The organism is Pseudomonas helleri, assembly GCF_009600315.1.
GTDB classification, from domain to species: domain Bacteria; phylum Pseudomonadota; class Gammaproteobacteria; order Pseudomonadales; family Pseudomonadaceae; genus Aquipseudomonas; species Aquipseudomonas helleri_A.
The window spans coordinates 104,784-123,235 of record NZ_WIWC01000009.1 but is presented as its reverse complement, the minus strand read 5'-3'; the positions used below and the strand labels follow the sequence as shown (position 1 = coordinate 123,235).

Below are 18,452 nucleotides of genomic sequence, written 5' to 3'. Positions count from 1 at the left end.
GGAGTTGCTCCTTATTCAGGCAGACGGAGTCATGCACGCAGCATTCAAATAGCCGACGCTGATCGCGATTGCGGCCGTATAGATCGCCGCTGCCATTTCGCCATTCACAATTCTTGAGGACAGATTTTTAACCACGAGGCTGGTTGCAATAAATGCCAGTAGTTGTATCCCTGCGGCGATAGTGACCCAGACAATAAAGTCCAGGATGCTGACGCTATGAGAAATGATATTGCCAGCGGGCAATGCGAAACCGATCAGAGCGCCACCGAGCGCAATGGCGGCAGCCGGGTTATTCGCACGAATAAGCTCGAACTCCCGGTGAGGCGTCATTCGGGTGTAAATGAATTGGAACAGTGCAAAAACTATTGCTGCAACCAGGATATAGAGGGCAAAACTGGACACAGCAGTGGCATTAAGCGACTGCCTGAGAGCGTCAAACATTGATGTTTCCTTTTCAGACTATGGAGAGGTCGGATAATTGAAGTGTCACGCCGACCGCCGTCGTAAGTAACCGGTTTGTGAGCTCATCGGTTTCAATCGACAAGAGCAGGAATTCGCGTCGGTTGGCCAGCCTCAGGTTTCGAGCGTAAAGCGCGCAACGATGGTGAACGGTATATGAACCTTCTGTACTGATGACCCGCTCAGTCAGCGTGGTCATTTCGGTTTGCCCATCCTCGGCTCCCCATTGGCGGACATATTCTGTGCGCTCCAACTCATAGAAGGGCATGCCTATTTTTGAACTTGGCCCTGTCAAATGTAGAAGCTCGGCAGAGCTGCAAAGGGTTCTGACTTCGTGATAACCGAAGAGGATGAGGGCTGCTATGTCATCTTCTCGCGGCCCGCTCATCAGGAATTGGATATAGAAATGCTCATTGTCGAGGTAGCAGCGAATAAGTCGGTAACCAGACCCTGCCTCGAGGGTACCTATGGCCATGATCTTTTCATCGCCCGGCACGATGATGTCCGTCTCGCCTTCCAGCAGACTTTTCAAAGCCGCATTGAGGCTTACGTTACTGCCCAAGGTCAGTCCTAACGGCAGTTTAGGTTCGCCTGGTTGGCTTGCGATCTTCGCGCAACGCTTGAGCGCCTTGCGCCCCAATACTTGCTTGAGCCAACCCATCGCAACTCCCTGAGCGTCGGAATGAACAACGTGCCACGCTTGTTTGAATCCTGGGGGTGACAGCATCGTGAGGCGTGGCGATCTTCGGGGCGGAACTGTGGACGACTTGTTTATTTGTGTCTGTAATCCAATTCTTTTAATGCGCAGGGAAAACACTCTCTGAACAGAGGGTAAAACCTGAGTGTTTTAGTATTGGATCAGCGTGTGCAAGGTTTGAAACGGAGGGGGTAGAGTTTTGTCGCTCGCTTAAAGACGTCGTTATCGAGATCTATTCACAAGGAGAGACTGGCGAAAGGTTTGCCGTAGCGATGTGATCTTGCCTTTCAGAATGGGTGAGGGCTTCAGAGAGGGGAGACGTGAGGAGGTAGTGAGTCCGGATGAATGCACCAGACACAAAAAAACCCGCACTAGGCGGGCTTTCTCGTTGGTTTCATTTCATCTTGCGATGTGGTGAAACCGGTGTTTGGTGGCTACACAGGGACTTGAACCCCGGACCCCAGCATTATGAATGCTATGCTCTAACCAACTGAGCTATGTAGCCAATGGCGCGCATTATTCCCTCGTAATGGACATGTGTCAAGCAAATATCTGAAACTTTTCTCTGTTCTATCAAATGCTTAAGGTTTTAAGGCGTCCGGATGGTAATGCCTCGTAAAAAAATGGCACATTGACGCACCTGCATGCGTGCATTCAACCGCTGTCCGGAAACTCCCATGGCCCTTAGCAACGTACATACAAAAACAACAACTGCCACACCCACCCCTCAATCCAGCCCACTGGTCATGCGCATTATCGGCGCGGTGGCCTTGGCACACTTGATCAATGATTTGATCCAGGCAGTACTGCCGTCGATCTATCCTTTGCTCAAAGCCAAATACGATCTGACCTTTACCCAGATCGGTCTGATCACCCTGACGTTTCAAATGACCGCTTCGCTGTTGCAGCCGTGGGTGGGTTATTACACGGATCGCCATCCCAATCCGTTGCTGTTGCCTGCGGGCATGGTCTGCACATTGGTGGGGATCTTGATGCTTTCAGCAGTGGGCAGCTTCCCGCTGATCCTGCTCGCTGCCGCGCTGGTCGGTGTCGGCTCTTCAACCTTTCACCCCGAAGCGTCCCGGGTGGCACGTCTGGCATCGGGCGGCCGATACGGGTTGGCGCAATCGACCTTTCAGGTGGGTGGCAACGCCGGTTCGGCGTTCGGGCCCTTGCTGGCGGCGGCGATCATCATTCCGTTTGGTCAAGGCAACGTTGCCTGGTTCGGCTTGTTTGCCCTGTTCGCCATCGGACTGCTGTATGTGATCAGTCGCTGGTACCGCAATCATTTGAACCTGTTCAAGCTCAAGGCCGGTCAGCAGGCGACTCATGGGCTTTCAAAACAGCGTGTGCTGGGTGCCTTGGTGGTGCTGGGGTTGCTGGTGTTTTCCAAGTATTTCTACATGGCCAGTTTGACCAGCTATTACACCTTCTTCCTGATTGAAAAATTCGATGTGTCGATTGCCAGTTCGCAGCTCTATCTGTTCCTGTTTCTGGGGGCCGTTGCGGCCGGCACCTTCTTTGGTGGCCCTATAGGCGACCGCATCGGCCGTAAAGCGGTGATCTGGTTTTCGATTCTGGGTGTGGCGCCGTTCACGTTGCTGCTGCCTTATGCCGACCTGTTCTGGACCAGTGTGCTCAGCGTGATCATCGGCTTTATTCTGGCCTCCGCGTTCTCGGCGATTGTGGTGTATGCGCAAGAATTGGTGCCGGGCAATGTGGGGATGATTGCGGGGATTTTCTTCGGTTTGATGTTTGGCTTTGGCGGTATCGGCGCTGCGTTGCTGGGCCATCTGGCTGATATTCATGGCATCGAATACGTCTATAAGCTGTGCTCGTACCTGCCGTTGTTGGGTGTGCTGGCCATTCTTTTGCCACGCAGCAAGAAGGTTTGACCGCGATGTATATGATGCGCCGCATAGCGGATCTTCGTAGTCGCTGACGAGGAACGAAGGCTGCGATAGGTTCCTTTTAGCGATCGCTTCGCGCCCGATCGCAGCCTTCGTCAGCGACTACAGGTCGAGGATCCAGGCAGAGGTTCAGGGCTGTTCTGCGTTTTTCCTGGCGTCGTTATGGGTGGTAAAGCCGAACGTCACCAAGGCACTTTCAACCGTAGTCATGTGTTGCAGGCACAGCTGCCAGGGTGCGGACACGGCATCTTCTATCTGACTGGGCTCCACGGGCAGCAGCATTGGTTTCTCATTGTCACTGTCATTGGCAATGGCAGCACAGCCTCTGGCGACATTGGCCAGTCGTTCATGCAATGACGCCGGGGGCGAGCCTTGCTCCTTGCGCAATGCATCGGCAAACGCCTCTGAGAAGAGCAGGGAGCTGGCGTACAAACGCACCGCATGGCGCTCATAGCGGTTTGCGATGTCTTTGACTTCTCTGGATACAAACCGACCGCGCAGCGTCCAGCGCGCGGTATTGCGGGCGTTGCTGATACCGTTCTCCAGCGTTATCAGACTGTCATGGGCGGTAGAGAACATCAGCACGGCACTTTTGGCTTTCTCGGCATCGTTTTCTTCAAGGGCTTGCTGGCATTTGCTGAAACCGCGCGCGAGCTTTTCAAGCAGCTCCTTGGCTGACGTGTCAATAATTCCGATCGGGTTGGGCGTGAGCAACACCTGACTGAACACCAATCCAACGCCTGCGCCGACCAGCACGTCGAGCATCCGCACCACGCCAGCCGTCTCAGGGCCCACGGCAAGCATCAACACCGCTGAAACCCCAGCCTGAATCGGCACCACGGCCCCCAGACCGTACAGAGCGGCAATGGAGATGGCAGAGAAGGTGGCAAAGCCGATCCGCAGCAGCGGGTATCCATCCGGCAGTAATAAGGCCGCATCCCCCACAAGAATCCCTGTGGCCACGCCCACCATCAGCCCTACGGCTTGCTTGCCATGACTGGGCAGGCCCGGTGCCAGGCACACCACGGCGCTGATGGCGGCGAACACCGGGTGTGTGTGTCCGAAGAAGTGGTAGGCAAGAATCCATGCCAGCGCCGCAGCGATGGCGCTGGCCAAGGCGTCCCGCCAGCCTGAAGACCAGCGGGTCAGGATTTTCTCGGTCAGGGAATCGACATAACGACGCAGGAAGTTGGCGCGGGGGATCATTCAAACTCCCGATCTTAAGTTGAGATGGTAGTAACCATAGACCTTGCACCAGCTTCAGAGTGCGCTTGCGCAGGCGCATCAAATGAAAGACCAAAAAAAACCGCGCCTGAGCGCGGTTTTTTAAACGTGTGATGGCTTACACGTTGAAGCGGAAGTGCAGAACGTCACCGTCTTTAACGATGTAGTCCTTGCCTTCGAGACGCCATTTGCCTGCTTCTTTCGCGCCTGCTTCACCGTTGTACTTGATGAAGTCGTCGTAGCCGATCACTTCGGCGCGGATAAAGCCTTTTTCGAAGTCGGTGTGGATCACACCGGCTGCTTGTGGCGCTGTCGCCCCTACTTTTACGGTCCAGGCGCGAACTTCTTGAACGCCAGCGGTGAAGTAGGTTTGCAGATCGAGCATTTCGTAACCGGCACGAATCACGCGGTTCAGACCCGGCTCTTCAAGGCCCAGCGCCTCAAGGAACATGTCTTTTTCTTCACCGTCATCCAGCTCGGCGATTTCCGCTTCGATCTTGTTGCACACCGGTACCACGATGGCGCCTTCTTCTTCGGCAATGGCCATCACGACATCGAGCAGCGGGTTGTTTTCGAAACCGTCTTCCGCCACGTTGGCGATGTACATCACCGGCTTGGTGGTCAACAAGTGGAAGCCTTTGATGATTTGCTTCTCATCGGCGTCCATGTTCTTGATCAGGCTGCGTGCCGGCTTGCCCAGGGTGAAGTGGGCAATCAGCTGTTCCAGCAGCGCTTTTTGCGCGACGGCTTCCTTGTCACCGCCTTTGGCGTTACGCGCAACCTTTTGCAGTTGCTTTTCGCAGCTGTCGAGGTCGGCGAAGATCAGCTCAAGGTCGATAATTTCGATGTCGCGTTTCGGGTCAACGCTGTTGGAAACGTGAATCACGTTTTCATCTTCAAAGCAGCGAACCACGTGAGCGATGGCGTCGGTTTCGCGGATGTTGGCCAGGAACTTGTTGCCCAGGCCTTCGCCTTTCGACGCGCCAGCCACCAGGCCAGCAATGTCGACGAACTCCATGGTGGTCGGCAACACGCGCTGAGGCTTAACGATGGCAGCCAGCGCGTCCAGACGTGGATCGGGCATCGGCACGATACCGGTGTTCGGTTCGATCGTGCAGAAGGGGAAGTTCTCAGCCGCAATACCGGATTTGGTCAGGGCGTTGAACAGGGTGGACTTGCCGACGTTAGGCAGGCCGACGATGCCGCAATTGAATCCCATGGTGTTTTCCCCGAGGAGTAGAGTCAGGCCTTCTGGCTGTGCAGGTTTTTCATCGCACGGTTCCATTCCCCGGCGAGGATATCCGGCAGCACGCCGAGGGCAAAATCGATGCTGGCGTCCAGTTTTTCCTGCTCGGCGCGAGGCGCACGACCCAGAACAAAGTTGGACACCATGCTGGCGACGCCTGGGTGGCCAATGCCGAGCCGCAGACGGTAGAAATTATTGTTGTTTCCCAGTTGTGCAATGATGTCGCGCAACCCGTTATGACCGCCATGGCCGCCGCCCAGCTTGAGCTTGGCAACACCCGGTGGCAGGTCGAGTTCGTCGTGGGCCACCAATATGGATTCAGGCGCAATACGGTAGAAGCCGGCAAGCGCCGCAACGGCCTGGCCGCTTCGGTTCATATAGGTGGTGGGAATCAACAGACGAACATCCTGACCCTGGTGACTGAAGCGCCCGGTCAGGCCAAAATATTTACGGTCGGCAACGAGGTTAACCCCATTGGCTGCCGCGAGACGCTCAACAAAAAGGGCCCCTGCGTTATGCCGGGTCTGTTCGTATTCGGTGCCTGGATTTCCCAGGCCAACGATCAGTTTTATGGCGGTCACGACAAGGGCCCTTCTATGGAGTTGTGGATAACATCGCCGCTAACGGTTAGCGGCGAAAACGGACAAAAAAACGGGTTTACATGAGTAAACTTCGCGATCTTGTCCGCTTTACTCGCTGCGTGTTAGCTCGCGATGTTTCTCAAGACTCCAAAGACAGAGTAATGAATTACTCAGCTTCTGCTTCTGGTGCAACACGTGGAGCGTGAACGTTGGCTACTGCCAGGTCGTTACCGTGTGCCAGAGCTACGAACTCAACGCCTTTAGGAGCGGTGATGTCCGACAGGTGAATGATCGAGCCGACTTCGGCGTTAGCCAGGTCAACTTCGATGAATTCAGGCAGGTCTTTTGGCAGGCAGGAAACTTCGATTTCCGCAACAACGTGCGAGATCTCGCCGCCTTTCTTGATCGGAGCCGCTTCACCGATGAAGTGAACCGGTACGATTGCAGTCAGCTTTTGACCAGCAACAACGCGTACGAAGTCAGCGTGCATCACGTGGCCTTTAGCCGGGTGACGTTGCAGAGCTTTGATGATCACGTTTTGCTTAACGCCGCCAACGGTCAGTTCGATAACGTGGCTGTAAGCAGCTTCGTTTTCGAGCAGTTTGGCAACTTCTTTAGCCAGCATGCTGATGGATTCAGGGGCTTTGTCGCCACCGTAAACTACAGCTGGAACCAGGCTTGCGAGACGACGCAGGCGGCGGCTCGCACCTTTCCCCAGGTCGGAACGCACTTCAGCATTCAGAGTAAAATCGTTCATGTTGTATCTCCAAAATATCCACATCCGCCCTAGCGTTTGCGACCAGCGCTATGGACGGCATGGGCAAAAAAGCCCCGCCCCAACAGGCTGTTGGGGCGGGGCACTTTTCGTCAACGGATGTCAGAGAAGGGCAGGGCCCTTATCGGAACATCGCGCTGATCGATTCTTCGTTGCTGATGCGGCGAACCGCTTCAGCCACAACCGGTGCGATATCCAGTTGACGGATACGCGAACAGGCTTGTGCGGCTGCGGACAGCGGAATGGTGTTAGTCACCACCAGCTCATCCAGCATGGAATTTTCGATATTCTCGATTGCCCGACCCGACAGCACAGGGTGTGTGCAGTAGGCGAACACTTTGGCAGCGCCATGCTCTTTCAAGGCTTTAGCCGCGTGGCACAGGGTGCCGGCGGTATCGACCATGTCATCAACCAGAATGCAGGTACGCCCTTCGACATCACCGATGATATGCATCACTTCAGAGTGATTGGCTTTCTCACGGCGTTTGTCGATGATACCCAGATCAACGCCCAGGGACTTGGCAACAGCACGTGCACGCACGACGCCGCCGATATCCGGAGACACAATCATAAGGTTCTCAAAGCGCTGATCTTCGATGTCATCCACCAAAACTGGGGAGCCATAGATGTTATCTACAGGAATATCGAAGAAACCCTGAATTTGGTCAGCATGCAAATCAACCGTGAGAACACGGTCAATGCCGACTACGGTAAGCATGTCAGCAACAACTTTTGCGCTGATAGCTACACGTGCGGAACGCGGACGGCGATCCTGACGGGCATAACCAAAGTAAGGAATAACAGCAGTAATACGAGTCGCTGAGGAGCGGCGGAAGGCATCAGCCATCACGACGAGTTCCATCAGGTTATCGTTAGTCGGAGCACAAGTCGGCTGAATGATGAAAACGTCTTTACCGCGGACATTTTCATTAATCTCAGCGGTAATCTCGCCGTCGGAAAACTTACCGACAGAAATGTCACCGAGTGGGATATGCAGCTGACGTACGACACGCCGAGCTAGATCGGGGTTAGCGTTCCCCGTAAAGACCATCATCTTGGACACGCGCAGTACCTGAAGGCTGAGGGTAACCTGGATGAGTATAAGAAATGGCAGGGGCGGCTGGATTCGAACCAACGCATGGCAGGATCAAAACCTGCTGCCTTACCGCTTGGCGACGCCCCTGTATCTGTTGCTACGAGTACCGTGTACCCGTTTCCTTTGACAGATTTTGTAGTGTTCGGTGCAACATCGAAATGTTACTGCCTTTAGCTACAAACCCTGTAAGGGGCTCTGTTAGAAGGTGCAGCACTTTATCAGCACTTGCTTCGTTTGGGAAGGCCCCAAATATACAACTTCCAGTTCCAGTTAATTTTGCTTCGGTGTATTTACCTAGCAAATTCAAAGCCTTACGTACATCTGGGTAAAGCTCCGTTACCACTGCTTCGCAGTCGTTTCGGCTGTTTCCCTTGGGAACGGGGCGCACTTTAATGGGCAAAGTGTTACGTGTCAACAACGGATGTGAAAAAATTTCTGCTGTGCTTACAGAGACTTGCGGCTTAAGCACTACGTACCAAGGCTCTTCGGGGTATTCCGGCGAAAGGATGTCGCCCACACCTTCAGCGAAGGCGGCGCGGCCCCTCACGAAAACCGGCACGTCAGCCCCTAGCGTTAAGCCCAGTGCGGCGAGGCGATTTTCATCCCAATTTAATTGCCACAAGTGATTAAGGCCCAGCAATGTCGTCGCAGCATTTGAGCTGCCACCGCCGATGCCGCCGCCCATAGGCAGCACTTTTTTAATCCGGATATCGATACCCAGCGAGCAGCCCGATTGGTACTGCAGTTTTTTTGCGGCTTTGACGATCAGGTTTTGATCGTGAGGCACTCCCTTAAATGGGGTGTGCAGGCAGATTTTGCCGTCGTCGCGCACGGCAAAGGTCATTTCATCACCATAATCGAGAAACTGAAACACGGTTTCCAACTGGTGATAGCCATCTTCGCGACGACCCAGGATGTGCAGCATCAAATTCAGTTTTGCCGGGGAGGGCAGCACCAGTGCATCTTTTTGCATGTCATTGTCCCAACTGACGGGGTTGCCAATCTTTTACGACAAGGGTTACGTCCAGATCCGGGCCATGCAGTTTGACCCGCTCCGGCAGCCAGTAGCCGTTTTGCTCGACGTAGCTCAAATATTCAATTTTCCAGCCGTCCTGTTCCAGATTGGCCAAGCGGCTGTCGGTGTTGAGTGACACCCGGCTTTTGCTGTCAGGTGCCGGCAAACCGCGTACCCACCAGACCAAATGCGAAACAGGCAGGCTCCAGCCCAGCTGTTCACCGAGCAATTCTTCGGGGCTTGCCGCCACAAAGCGACCTTGACCGGCCACTTCAAGGCTGGCATTTCCAGGGCGCCCGGTTAAACGTGCGGCCCCGCGGCCAAGTGGGCCGGAAAGGCGAATGTCGTAATATTCCTGACGTTGAAGCCAGAACAAGGTGGCGCTGCCTGAGTCTTTAGGGGCGCGAATGCCGACCTTGCCATTAATTTGCCAGCCGTCGAGCTGCGTCAGCTGCTGTTTATGTTGTGACCATAAGCCTTGATCCCCGTGGCCTTCAACTGACTCATGGGAGCCCAGGCTCATACAGCCAGCAAGTGTCGCGAGGAGGCTGAAAGCGATGATGTGGCGAACATGACGAAAAAACATGAGTTAAAGAGTCTCTGATCCGGTCAGGCGCAAAACGGTTTTGCGCAGAATAGGGCTGTCAGGATTTTCTTTAAGAAAAGTAGCCCAGATTTTTTTGGCTTCGCGTTGTTTGCCACTGGCCCACAACACTTCACCCAAGTGCGCTGCCACTTCCTGATCGGGGAAGCGTTCAAAGGCCTGGCGCAGCAGGCGCTCGGCTTCAGGCAAATTACCCAGGCGGAAGTTGACCCAGCCAAGGCTGTCGAGCACGGCCGGGTCGTCCGGGTTCAGATCATAAGCTTGCTGGATCAGCGCTTTGGCTTCGTCATACCGAGTGGTTCGGTCCGAAAGCGTGTAGCCCAGCGCGTTCAATGCCATCGCGTTGTCCGGCTCGCGCTGGAGGATGGCGCGTAAATCACGCTCCATTTGCGCAATATCGTTGCGCTTCTCGGCCAGCATGGCGCGCGAGTAAAGCAGGCTCAGGTCGTCAGGGTTTTGCTTGATGGCTTGTTGCAGAACTGCCCAGGCGCGATCCGTCTGATTATTGGCAGCCAGGGTTTCAGCCTCGATCAGATACAACTGGCTGGCGTATTCAGGCTGCGCATCACGAGCGGCGGCAAGCTTTTTAGTGGCTTCGGCACCGCGGCCGTTGCTGATCAAGATATCGGCCTGGCGTAATTGCGCCGGTAAATAGTCGTTGCCGGGGCCAACCTGTGCGTATTCGATCAATGCGCCTTGCGGATCATTGCGTTCTTCTGCGATACGGCCGAGGTTCAAGTGGGCTGAATCGACATGGCTGTCGCGTGCAATCAAGTCTTCCAGATAGCCTTCGGCTTCGTCCCAGTTCTTTCCTTCCAGGCTGAGCAGCGCGAGTGAAAAACGCAGTTCGTCGTCTTCCGGGTATTGCTGCAGCAGGCTGGCAAACTGCACTTTTGCATCGGCAAATTGATTCTGTTCGATCAATGTGCGGGCATAAGTCAGCCCCAAACGCTTGTCATCAGGGTATTGGTTAACGGTTTTCTTCAGCAGAGGCAGTGCTTCATTGCCTCGGTTGAGACTTTGCAACACGCGTGCGCGCAGCAAAATCGGGGCGATCTCACCGTCCTGTGGAGGATTTTTTTCCAGCAGTGACAACGCACCTTCAGCGTCCCCGTCCTGCTGCATCAGCAGTGCCTTGCCGAAAATCAACTGGCTGTTGTCGGGGTACTTGAGTAGCAGGCGATCAAAGTTCTTTTGCAGACCCGCACGGGTTTGCGCATCCGTTTCCAGCGCTGACAAGGCCAGGAAGTCGAAGTGGGTATCGCCTTTACCTTGCAGGACTTTCTCCATGTACACCATGGAATCGTCGTAACGACCATTGCGCGCCAACTGAATGGCGGCAGCACGCTGCGCTTCAAGATCGTCCGGTGCGTTTCTGGCCCAGATCAGCGAGGTATCGAGTGCGGCCTGATCCGCGCCCAGGTACTCGGCAATTCGGAATGCGCGCTCGGACACGCCCGGATCCTGGGTGTTGATCGCCTGGGTCACGTAGTTGTCGAGTGCAAGGTCCAGACGATTACGTTGCCCGGCCAGTTCTGCGCTCAGCAGGCTGTACAGCGTGTCTTCGCTGAACGAGCCGTAGACCACCGGTTTTTCCGGGGTGGAGGCAACATCCTCAGCCGGTGACGAGTCATCCGGGGACGCGGGGGCCAAAGCCTGGCAGCCACTGAGAAGGACGAGGGCGAGAAGCAACGCGGAGGATCTATTCATATATGAGATGGGCGACTTACCTGCGGTCCGGGCATCATGACACATGCGATGGCGCAAACCCTAGGGCGTGCGACTATCGATATAGGGGTCTGACGATGTTAGTTCAGAGAGGTTCAACAGACATTAACTATAGAGACAATAGTCAGCAATGGTTGTTCTCACTCGGGCGAAGTAGGACAATTGCCGGCTTCTCGTCATCATCAGCGATCTTGAATGGCCTTCCTCGCACTCGGTATTAACCACAAGACTGCTTCAGTAGATGTCCGCGAGCGCGTGGCTTTTACGCCAGAGCAGTTGGTTGAGGCCTTGCAGCAGCTCTGCCGTCACACCGACAGTCGCGAAGCTGCGATCCTCTCCACCTGCAATCGCAGTGAACTTTACGTCGAACAGGACCACCTCAACGCCGATGCCGTGCTTCAGTGGCTGGCGGACTATCACAATCTGAGTCTTGAAGAACTGCGGGCCTGTGCCTATGTCCATGAGGATGACGCTGCCGTTCGTCACATGATGCGCGTGGCCTCCGGGCTGGATTCGCTGGTGTTGGGCGAGCCGCAAATTCTCGGTCAGATGAAATCGGCTTACGCCGTGGCCCGTGAGGCCGGTACGGTCGGGCCATTGTTGGGGCGTTTGTTTCAAGCCACCTTCAACTCGGCCAAGCAAGTGCGTACGGACACGGCCATTGGTGAAAACCCGGTGTCGGTGGCGTTTGCTGCCGTCAGCCTGGCCAAGCAGATTTTCAGCGATTTGCAGCGCAGTCAGGCGCTGCTGATCGGTGCGGGTGAGACCATCACCCTGGTCGCTCGCCATCTACATGATCTGGGTGTTAAACGTATTGTGGTGGCTAACCGAACCCTGGAGCGCGCGAGCATTCTGGCTGAAGAGTTCGGCGCCCACGCGGTGCTGTTGTCCGATATTCCTCAAGAGTTGGTGCACAGCGATATTGTGATCAGCTCCACGGCCAGCCAACTGCCGATTCTGGGCAAGGGCGCGGTTGAAAGCGCCCTCAAGTTGCGCAAGCACAAACCTATTTTTATGGTCGATATTGCCGTTCCACGGGATATCGAACCGGAAGTCGGCGAGCTGGACGACGTTTACCTTTATACCGTCGATGATTTACATGAGGTTGTCGCCGAAAACCTCAAAAGTCGTCAGGGCGCGGCCCAGGCGGCGGAAGAACTGGTCAGCATGGGCGCTGACGACTTTATGGTGCGCTTGCGTGAACTGGCGGCGGTGGATGTGCTCAAGGCCTATCGTCAGCAAAGCGAGCGCCTGCGTGATGAAGAGTTGCAAAAGGCCCAACGGCTGCTCGCCAACGGTGCCAACCCGGAAGACGTGCTGGCCCAACTGGCACGTGGCCTGACCAATAAATTACTGCACGCTCCCAGCGTGCAGTTGAAAAAGCTTTCCGCCGAAGGCCGCCTCGATGCGCTGGCCATGGCCCAAGAACTTTTTGCCCTCGGTGAGGGCTCATCGGATAGCTCTGCGGATAAAAAATAGTAATGAAAGCGTCACTGCTTAATAAACTGGACATCCTCCAGGACCGTTTTGAAGAACTGACCGCGTTGCTTGGCGATGGTGAAGTCATTTCGGATCAGACCAAATTTCGCGCCTATTCCAAGGAATACGCCGAAGTTGAGCCTATTGCTGCGACCTATTCGTTGTGGCTCAAGGTGCAGGCAGACCTTGAAGGTGCGCAGGCCTTGCTCAAGGATAACGACCCTGACATGCGGGAAATGGCCGTTGAGGAAGTGCGCGAAGCCAAAGAACGGCTGGTCGAGCTGGAAAAAGACCTGCAGCGCATGTTGCTGCCAAAAGACCCGAATGACGGTCGCAACGTGTTCCTCGAAATCCGCGCGGGCACCGGCGGTGATGAGGCGGCAATTTTTGCCGGTGACCTGTTTCGCATGTATTCGCGCTACGCGGAGCGTCGTGGCTGGAGACTCGAAATACTGTCGGAAAACCCGGGTGAACATGGTGGCTATAAAGAAGTCATTGCTCGGGTCGAAGGTGAGAATGTATACGGCAAGTTGAAATTCGAATCCGGTGTGCACCGCGTGCAGCGTGTACCCGCGACCGAATCCCAGGGCCGTATTCACACGTCAGCCTGCACCGTGGCCGTGCTGCCTGAGCCGGACGAGCAAGAGGTCATCGAGATCAACCCGTCGGACTTGCGCGTCGACACCTATCGCTCCTCGGGCGCAGGCGGTCAGCACGTTAACAAGACCGACTCGGCGATCCGTATTACTCACTTGCCTTCAGGCATTGTGGTCGAGTGTCAGGAAGAGCGTTCCCAACATAAAAACCGGGCGCGGGCGATGTCCTGGCTTTCGGCTAAATTGAACGATCAACAAACCAGCGCCGCGGCCAGTGCCATTGCCAGCGAGCGTAAGTTGCTGGTGGGCTCAGGCGACCGCTCCGAGCGCATCCGCACATACAACTTTGCACAAGGACGCGTGACAGATCATCGAGTCAACCTGACCTTGTATTCTCTGGATGACGTTCTGGCTGGCGGTGTAGAGGCCGTTATTGAGCCATTACTCGCGGAATTCCAGGCGGACCAACTGACAGCGCTGGGTGAATAAATGACCATTATTGCCAGTTTGTTACGTGCCGCAGAGCTGCCGGACTCGCCGACAGCCCGTCTTGATGCGGAGCTGTTGCTGGCGGCTGCATTGGGCAAGTCGCGCAGTTATCTGCACACATGGCCGGAAAAAATTGTCAGCAGCGAAGCGGCGTTGACCTTTGCCGAGTACCTGATGCGTCGGCGTGCGGGTGAGCCGGTGGCCTACATTCTAGGGCAGCAGGGTTTCTGGAACCTTGATCTGGAAGTGGCACCGCACACGCTGATCCCGCGCCCGGACACTGAGTTATTGGTTGAAACGGCATTGGCGCTTTTGCCTGCGACCCCGGCTCGCGTGCTGGATCTGGGCACCGGCAGTGGCGCCATCGCCCTGGCGCTGGCCAGTGAACGTCCGGCCTGGAAGGTCACAGCGGTTGATCGCGTGCTCGAAGCCGTGGCGCTGGCCGAACGCAATCGTCAGCGCTTGCAGCTCGAAAACGTCAGTGTATTCACCAGCCACTGGTTCAGCGCGCTGGCCGATCAACGTTTTGATTTAATCATCAGCAACCCGCCTTATATAGCCGCAGGCGATGTTCATCTGGCCGAGGGCGATGTGCGCTTCGAGCCTGAAAGCGCGTTGGTGGCCGGTGCCGATGGCCTTGACGACCTGCGCGAAATCGTTGCGCAAGCCCCGCATCACCTCAATGCAGGTGGCTGGTTGATGCTTGAGCACGGCTACGATCAAGCGCCAGCCGTGCGAGATTTGTTGCTCACGGCAGGCTTTGAACAGATCGAAAGTCGCAAGGACTTGGGCGCCCATGAGCGCATCACCTTGGGCCGCCTACCGTGCTGAGTGATCAGGAGCTGTTGCGCTATAGCCGACAGATCCTGTTGCAACAGGTCGATATCGACGGTCAGCTCAAGCTGAAAAACAGCCGCGTGTTGATCGTCGGTGTGGGTGGGCTGGGTTCGCCAGTGGCCCTTTATCTGGCGGCGGCGGGAGTGGGTGAACTGCATCTGGCTGACTTCGACCGCGTTGACCTGACCAACCTGCAACGCCAGGTTATTCATGACACCGCCAGTGTCGGTGAAAGCAAAGTCGATTCGGCGTTGCGCCGTCTCAACGCAATCAATCCTGAAATCAAATTGGTCGCCCATCGCTCGGCGCTGGACGCTGATTCATTGGCGGACGCCGTGGCCGCTGTTGATCTGGTGCTCGATTGCTGTGACAACTTCAGTACCCGCGAGGCGGTCAACGTCGCCTGTGTGGCTGCCCGCAAGCCGCTGGTCAGCGGTGCCGCAATCCGCCTGGAAGGGCAGTTGTCGGTGTTTGACTCCCGTCAGGCGACCAGCCCTTGCTACCACTGTTTATACGGGCATGGCAGCGAAGAAGAATTGACCTGTAGCGAAGCCGGGGTCATTGGTCCGCTGGTTGGGCTGGTGGGCAGTTTGCAAGCCCTCGAAGCCCTTAAAGTACTGGCTGGTTTTGGCGAGCCATTAGTGGGCCGCCTGTTGCTGATTGATGCCCTGAGCACGCGTTTTCGCGAGTTGCGGGTCAAGCGCGACCCGGCGTGCAGCGTGTGCGGCCATGCGTGAAGCACCCATAGGGGTGTTCGACTCCGGCGTCGGTGGCTTGTCGGTGCTCAAGGAAATTCATCAACGATTGCCCAACGAGTCGCTGCTGTATGTGGCGGATTGCGGGCACATTCCTTATGGCGAAAAAAGCCCGGAGTTTATCCGCCAGCGCTGCGCGGTGATGGCCGACTTTTTTCAACAGCAAGGTGCCAAAGCGTTGGTGCTGGCCTGCAATACCGCCACCGTGGCGGCTGTAGCCGACTTGCGGCAACGTTACCCGGCGTGGCCCATTGTGGGGATGGAACCCGCGGTCAAGCCGGCTGCCGCAGCGACGCGCAGTGGCGTGGTGGGTGTACTCGCCACCACCGGCACTTTGCAAAGCGCCAAGTTCGCCGCCTTGCTGGATCGCTTCGCCAGTGATGTGCGAGTCATCACCCAGCCTTGTCCGGGCCTGGTGGAGTTGATAGAAACCGGCGACCTGCATAGCGAAGCACTGAACAGTCTGTTACGCAGTTATATAGAACCTCTACTGGCGGCCGGGTGCGACACCATCATTCTGGGCTGCACGCATTACCCCTTTCTCAAACCTCTGCTCGCTCAGATGCTCCCGTCATCCATCATCCTCATCGACACCGGTGCCGCCGTAGCTCGTCAGCTGCAACGTTTATTGGCTGATCGCGACTTGCTGGCAGTCGGCCACGCTGCAGATACACATTTCTGGACCAGCGGTTCTCCTGAGCATTTAGGAAAAATCCTACCTGTCTTGTGGAATAAATCTGGCGTTGTGCGAAGCTTCGCTCTGTAAAAAACCGTTAAAACCGGTTAAATAGAGTAAATATTCAAACAGGCCTAATCCTCAGCGCCTTGATCTGAATACAACTAAAAAAATGTGTATCGACATATAGAAATGGGATTTTCTTATGAAGCGTTTGTTTGGCTTGGCAGTACTGGCAACGGCTGCACTGGGGTACAGCTTTACGGCACAAGCAGCAGGCATCGAATTTGCGGTGGGGCACACCAGCCAATCGAGCATGACCTACCGCTTGGGCTTGAAGTCTGATTGGGATAAAAGCTGGATGCAAAGCAGTGTCGGTCGGCTGACGGGCTACTGGGATGGGGCTTATACATTTTGGGATGCCCAAGACTCGTCCAGCGTCAGCAGCGTGTCGTTTTCGCCGGTATTTGTGTACGAGTTTGCCGGTGAAACGGTCAATCCATACATCGAGGCGGGTATTGGTGTGTCGTTGTTTTCGAAAACCCAGGTTGATGACAACAAATTGGGATCAGCCTTCCAGTTTGAAGACCGACTGGGTTTTGGCCTGCGCTTTGCGGGCGGGCATGAGGTGGGCATCCGCGCGACGCATTATTCCAATGCCGGCATCGCCAGCCACAATGACGGCGTAGAAAGCTACGCGCTGCATTACACGATGCCGCTCTAGCGATAAGCAGTCGTGATGCCTTGACGTTCGTTGAGGCATTCGACTTCCCCCATCTCGAACTCGCGGCAAATCAGCGGGCGCACTTCATAAATGGTGCACATCATGGTGTTGCGATCCAGCGCTGCACACCAGCCATCATCCAGACGCAGCATCACCTCGCCGCCCCAATCATCGTTGTCAATAAAGCGCTCGGGCACGCCCGTGTCGGTGATCAGCATCACTTCCAGTTGGCAGCAGCATGCTGCGCACGTCGCACAGGTGACGGCGGGTTCGGTAATTTCAGTCAGGGGGATGGTGGTCATAGGCGCGCAGTGTAAGGCAGAGCTGAGTTTATGTGTGAATCGCCAGACAAACTGAGCGAACTGTTCGCTAAGCGCGTCATGTCCTTGACTGCATGATCTTCACACCCACCACCATGATGACCAATAACAAACAGACACCAGCCAGCGCCTCAGGCTGTTGCGCGGCCAGCACACTGACTGCCGCGCCAATCAACGCGGCCAGCACCTGGTGGATAAACCCGCACAGCGCCATTGCGTAAGGGCCGCCAACCGGCGAATGCTCACTGGCTTGAGACAGGCTGATGGGGTAAATGATCGCTTGCCCGCAGATGAGTAAACAATACGGCAACCAAACCAACAGGGCGGTCGTGGAGCTGACCCACACACCGGCCATCATCACCGCACTTGCGGCCAACATCACCCAGATTGCCACGCAACTCATGGTCGATTGGCCCAAACCGGTGACATATCGATTAACACTTAGCGACCCCAGTAGATAAGCGAGGCTCATTGCCCAGCCCAACTGCCCGTAGTCATAGGCTGACCACTGATATGAGTTTTGGAAGATTGAAGGTGCTGCGGTGTTGAATCCAATAATAATCCCGTATCCCAAGCCGCCCATCAGTGCCGGGAGCAAGAAAGGCCGGTGCCGCACCAGCGTCAGATAATGGCGCCAGCAAACGGGGGTATGACTGACTTGTGGTGAGTCAGGTAAACAGGCGTACACCCCGATCATCACAATGAGGGCTGCCGCTCCCAGCCCCCAAAATATGACAGGCCAGCCAAAGGCACTCATTAACACCGCCCCCGCGTATTGACCAATGCCCAGCGAAATCACAAAGGCGATAGACAGCCACGACAGCGCCTTGGCCAACTCATTGCTTTTAAAGTGTTGTGCGATTAATGAGCGCGCCATGACCGAAAGGCCGCTGGCGCCCACACCTTGGACAAACCGCAGTGAAATAAAGGTTTCAACCTGAGAACACAGACTCAACAGGGCGCTGCTGACGCTGAACAGTAAAAGCGAGAGCATCATGATTTTCTTGATGCCCAGTGCTGCTCCCCATTTGCCCCACAGCAACATGGGCAGCGCCATGCCCGCCAGATAAACAGGCAGCGCCAAAGAGGTCAGGTGTTGAGTGGTGTTCAGTGCTTGCGCGATAGCAGGCAGCGCTGGCAAGTACATCATCATGCCCAGTTGCGACAAGAATACGGCCAGGCAGGACATGCTGATCAATAAGGCGGGGTTTGGGCGAGGCATCCGTTTTGTTCTGCACCGG

The 18,452-nt window shown here is 55.7% G+C and carries 19 protein-coding genes and 2 tRNA genes; 7 read left to right on the top strand and 14 right to left on the bottom strand.

From position 1 onward, the window contains the following. Positions 1–15 precede the first annotated feature (15 nt). From GHN86_RS08280 to GHN86_RS08270, 3 genes are all read right to left on the bottom strand, one after another. Positions 16–441 (bottom strand): DUF350 domain-containing protein, encoded by a 426-nt coding sequence (locus GHN86_RS08280; protein ID WP_153386394.1) that lies wholly within the window; start codon positions 439–441, stop codon positions 16–18. Between the two features lie 13 nt (positions 442–454). Further along, positions 455–1,120 carry a DUF2491 family protein gene (locus GHN86_RS08275; protein ID WP_153386392.1) on the bottom strand — a complete coding sequence of 222 codons (666 nt, stop codon included), beginning with the start codon at positions 1,118–1,120 and terminating at the stop codon, positions 455–457. A gap of 464 nt (positions 1,121–1,584) precedes the next feature. Continuing rightward, a tRNA-Met gene (locus GHN86_RS08270) sits at positions 1,585–1,661 on the bottom strand. Between the two features lie 172 nt (positions 1,662–1,833). Here GHN86_RS08270 and GHN86_RS08265 point away from each other — a divergent pair. Continuing rightward, positions 1,834–3,051 carry an MFS transporter gene (locus GHN86_RS08265; protein WP_153378477.1) on the top strand — a complete coding sequence of 406 codons (1,218 nt, stop codon included), beginning with the start codon at positions 1,834–1,836 and terminating at the stop codon, positions 3,049–3,051. Positions 3,052–3,195: 144 nt separating this feature from the next. Here the strand turns inward: GHN86_RS08265 and GHN86_RS08260 are convergent, their stop codons facing one another. The 9 genes from GHN86_RS08260 to GHN86_RS08220 all read right to left on the bottom strand — a co-directional run bounded on the left by GHN86_RS08260 (position 3,196) and on the right by GHN86_RS08220 (position 11,317). Beyond that, complete coding sequence (locus GHN86_RS08260) at positions 3,196–4,272, bottom strand: FUSC family protein (protein WP_153378478.1); 1,077 nt, start codon at positions 4,270–4,272, stop codon at positions 3,196–3,198. Positions 4,273–4,408: 136 nt separating this feature from the next. After that, positions 4,409–5,509 (bottom strand): redox-regulated ATPase YchF, encoded by a 1,101-nt coding sequence (ychF, locus tag GHN86_RS08255; protein ID WP_122786343.1) that lies wholly within the window; start codon positions 5,507–5,509, stop codon positions 4,409–4,411. Positions 5,510–5,532: 23 nt separating this feature from the next. Beyond that, the gene (gene pth / locus GHN86_RS08250; RefSeq protein ID WP_122786344.1) at positions 5,533–6,117 is read right to left on the bottom strand and encodes an aminoacyl-tRNA hydrolase; all 585 of its coding nucleotides are present in this window, start codon (positions 6,115–6,117) and stop codon (positions 5,533–5,535) included. Positions 6,118–6,283: 166 nt separating this feature from the next. Then, a complete protein-coding gene (locus tag GHN86_RS08245; protein WP_122786345.1) occupies positions 6,284–6,874 on the bottom strand; it encodes a 50S ribosomal protein L25/general stress protein Ctc in 591 nt (196 codons plus the stop codon). Positions 6,875–7,013: 139 nt separating this feature from the next. Continuing rightward, positions 7,014–7,955: a ribose-phosphate pyrophosphokinase gene (locus GHN86_RS08240; RefSeq protein WP_003208392.1), complete on the bottom strand. Its 942-nt coding sequence runs from the start codon at positions 7,953–7,955 to the stop codon at positions 7,014–7,016. A gap of 45 nt (positions 7,956–8,000) precedes the next feature. Continuing rightward, positions 8,001–8,075 (bottom strand) — tRNA-Gln (locus GHN86_RS08235). Between the two features lie 10 nt (positions 8,076–8,085). Next, positions 8,086–8,961, bottom strand: coding sequence for a 4-(cytidine 5'-diphospho)-2-C-methyl-D-erythritol kinase (gene ispE, locus GHN86_RS08230; RefSeq protein WP_153386390.1), 876 nt, complete (start codon positions 8,959–8,961; stop codon positions 8,086–8,088). Position 8,962: 1 nt separating this feature from the next. Next, on the bottom strand, positions 8,963–9,589 hold the full coding sequence (gene lolB / locus GHN86_RS08225; protein WP_153378480.1) for a lipoprotein insertase outer membrane protein LolB: 627 nt from the start codon (positions 9,587–9,589) through the stop codon (positions 8,963–8,965). A gap of 3 nt (positions 9,590–9,592) precedes the next feature. Further along, positions 9,593–11,317, bottom strand: coding sequence for a tetratricopeptide repeat protein (locus tag GHN86_RS08220; protein ID WP_153378481.1), 1,725 nt, complete (start codon positions 11,315–11,317; stop codon positions 9,593–9,595). Between the two features lie 213 nt (positions 11,318–11,530). Between GHN86_RS08220 and hemA the strand changes: the two genes are divergently transcribed. The 6 genes from hemA (at position 11,531) to GHN86_RS08190 (ending at position 16,891) form a co-directional block, all read left to right on the top strand. Next, a complete protein-coding gene (gene hemA / locus GHN86_RS08215) occupies positions 11,531–12,814 on the top strand; it encodes a glutamyl-tRNA reductase (RefSeq protein WP_153378482.1) in 1,284 nt (427 codons plus the stop codon). A gap of 2 nt (positions 12,815–12,816) precedes the next feature. Next, positions 12,817–13,899: a peptide chain release factor 1 gene (gene prfA / locus GHN86_RS08210; protein WP_153378483.1), complete on the top strand. Its 1,083-nt coding sequence runs from the start codon at positions 12,817–12,819 to the stop codon at positions 13,897–13,899. Next, a complete protein-coding gene (gene prmC, locus GHN86_RS08205) occupies positions 13,900–14,730 on the top strand; it encodes a peptide chain release factor N(5)-glutamine methyltransferase (protein WP_153378484.1) in 831 nt (276 codons plus the stop codon). Next, a complete protein-coding gene (locus GHN86_RS08200; RefSeq protein ID WP_323369961.1) occupies positions 14,724–15,473 on the top strand; it encodes a molybdopterin-synthase adenylyltransferase MoeB in 750 nt (249 codons plus the stop codon). Before prmC ends, GHN86_RS08200 begins: the two co-directional genes overlap by 7 nt. Continuing rightward, complete coding sequence (gene murI, locus GHN86_RS08195; RefSeq protein WP_153378485.1) at positions 15,466–16,257, top strand: glutamate racemase; 792 nt, start codon at positions 15,466–15,468, stop codon at positions 16,255–16,257. Before GHN86_RS08200 ends, murI begins: the two co-directional genes overlap by 8 nt. A gap of 115 nt (positions 16,258–16,372) precedes the next feature. Next, positions 16,373–16,891, top strand: coding sequence for an acyloxyacyl hydrolase (locus GHN86_RS08190; RefSeq protein WP_153378486.1), 519 nt, complete (start codon positions 16,373–16,375; stop codon positions 16,889–16,891). Here the strand turns inward: GHN86_RS08190 and GHN86_RS08185 are convergent. Together GHN86_RS08185 and GHN86_RS08180 are read right to left on the bottom strand one after the other, a co-directional pair. Further along, a complete protein-coding gene (locus GHN86_RS08185; RefSeq protein ID WP_153386388.1) occupies positions 16,888–17,193 on the bottom strand; it encodes a YkgJ family cysteine cluster protein in 306 nt (101 codons plus the stop codon). The genes GHN86_RS08190 and GHN86_RS08185 overlap by 4 nt on opposite strands. Before the next feature lie 76 nt (positions 17,194–17,269). Beyond that, positions 17,270–18,433 carry an MFS transporter gene (locus tag GHN86_RS08180; RefSeq protein WP_153386386.1) on the bottom strand — a complete coding sequence of 388 codons (1,164 nt, stop codon included), beginning with the start codon at positions 18,431–18,433 and terminating at the stop codon, positions 17,270–17,272. Positions 18,434–18,452 lie beyond the last annotated feature (19 nt).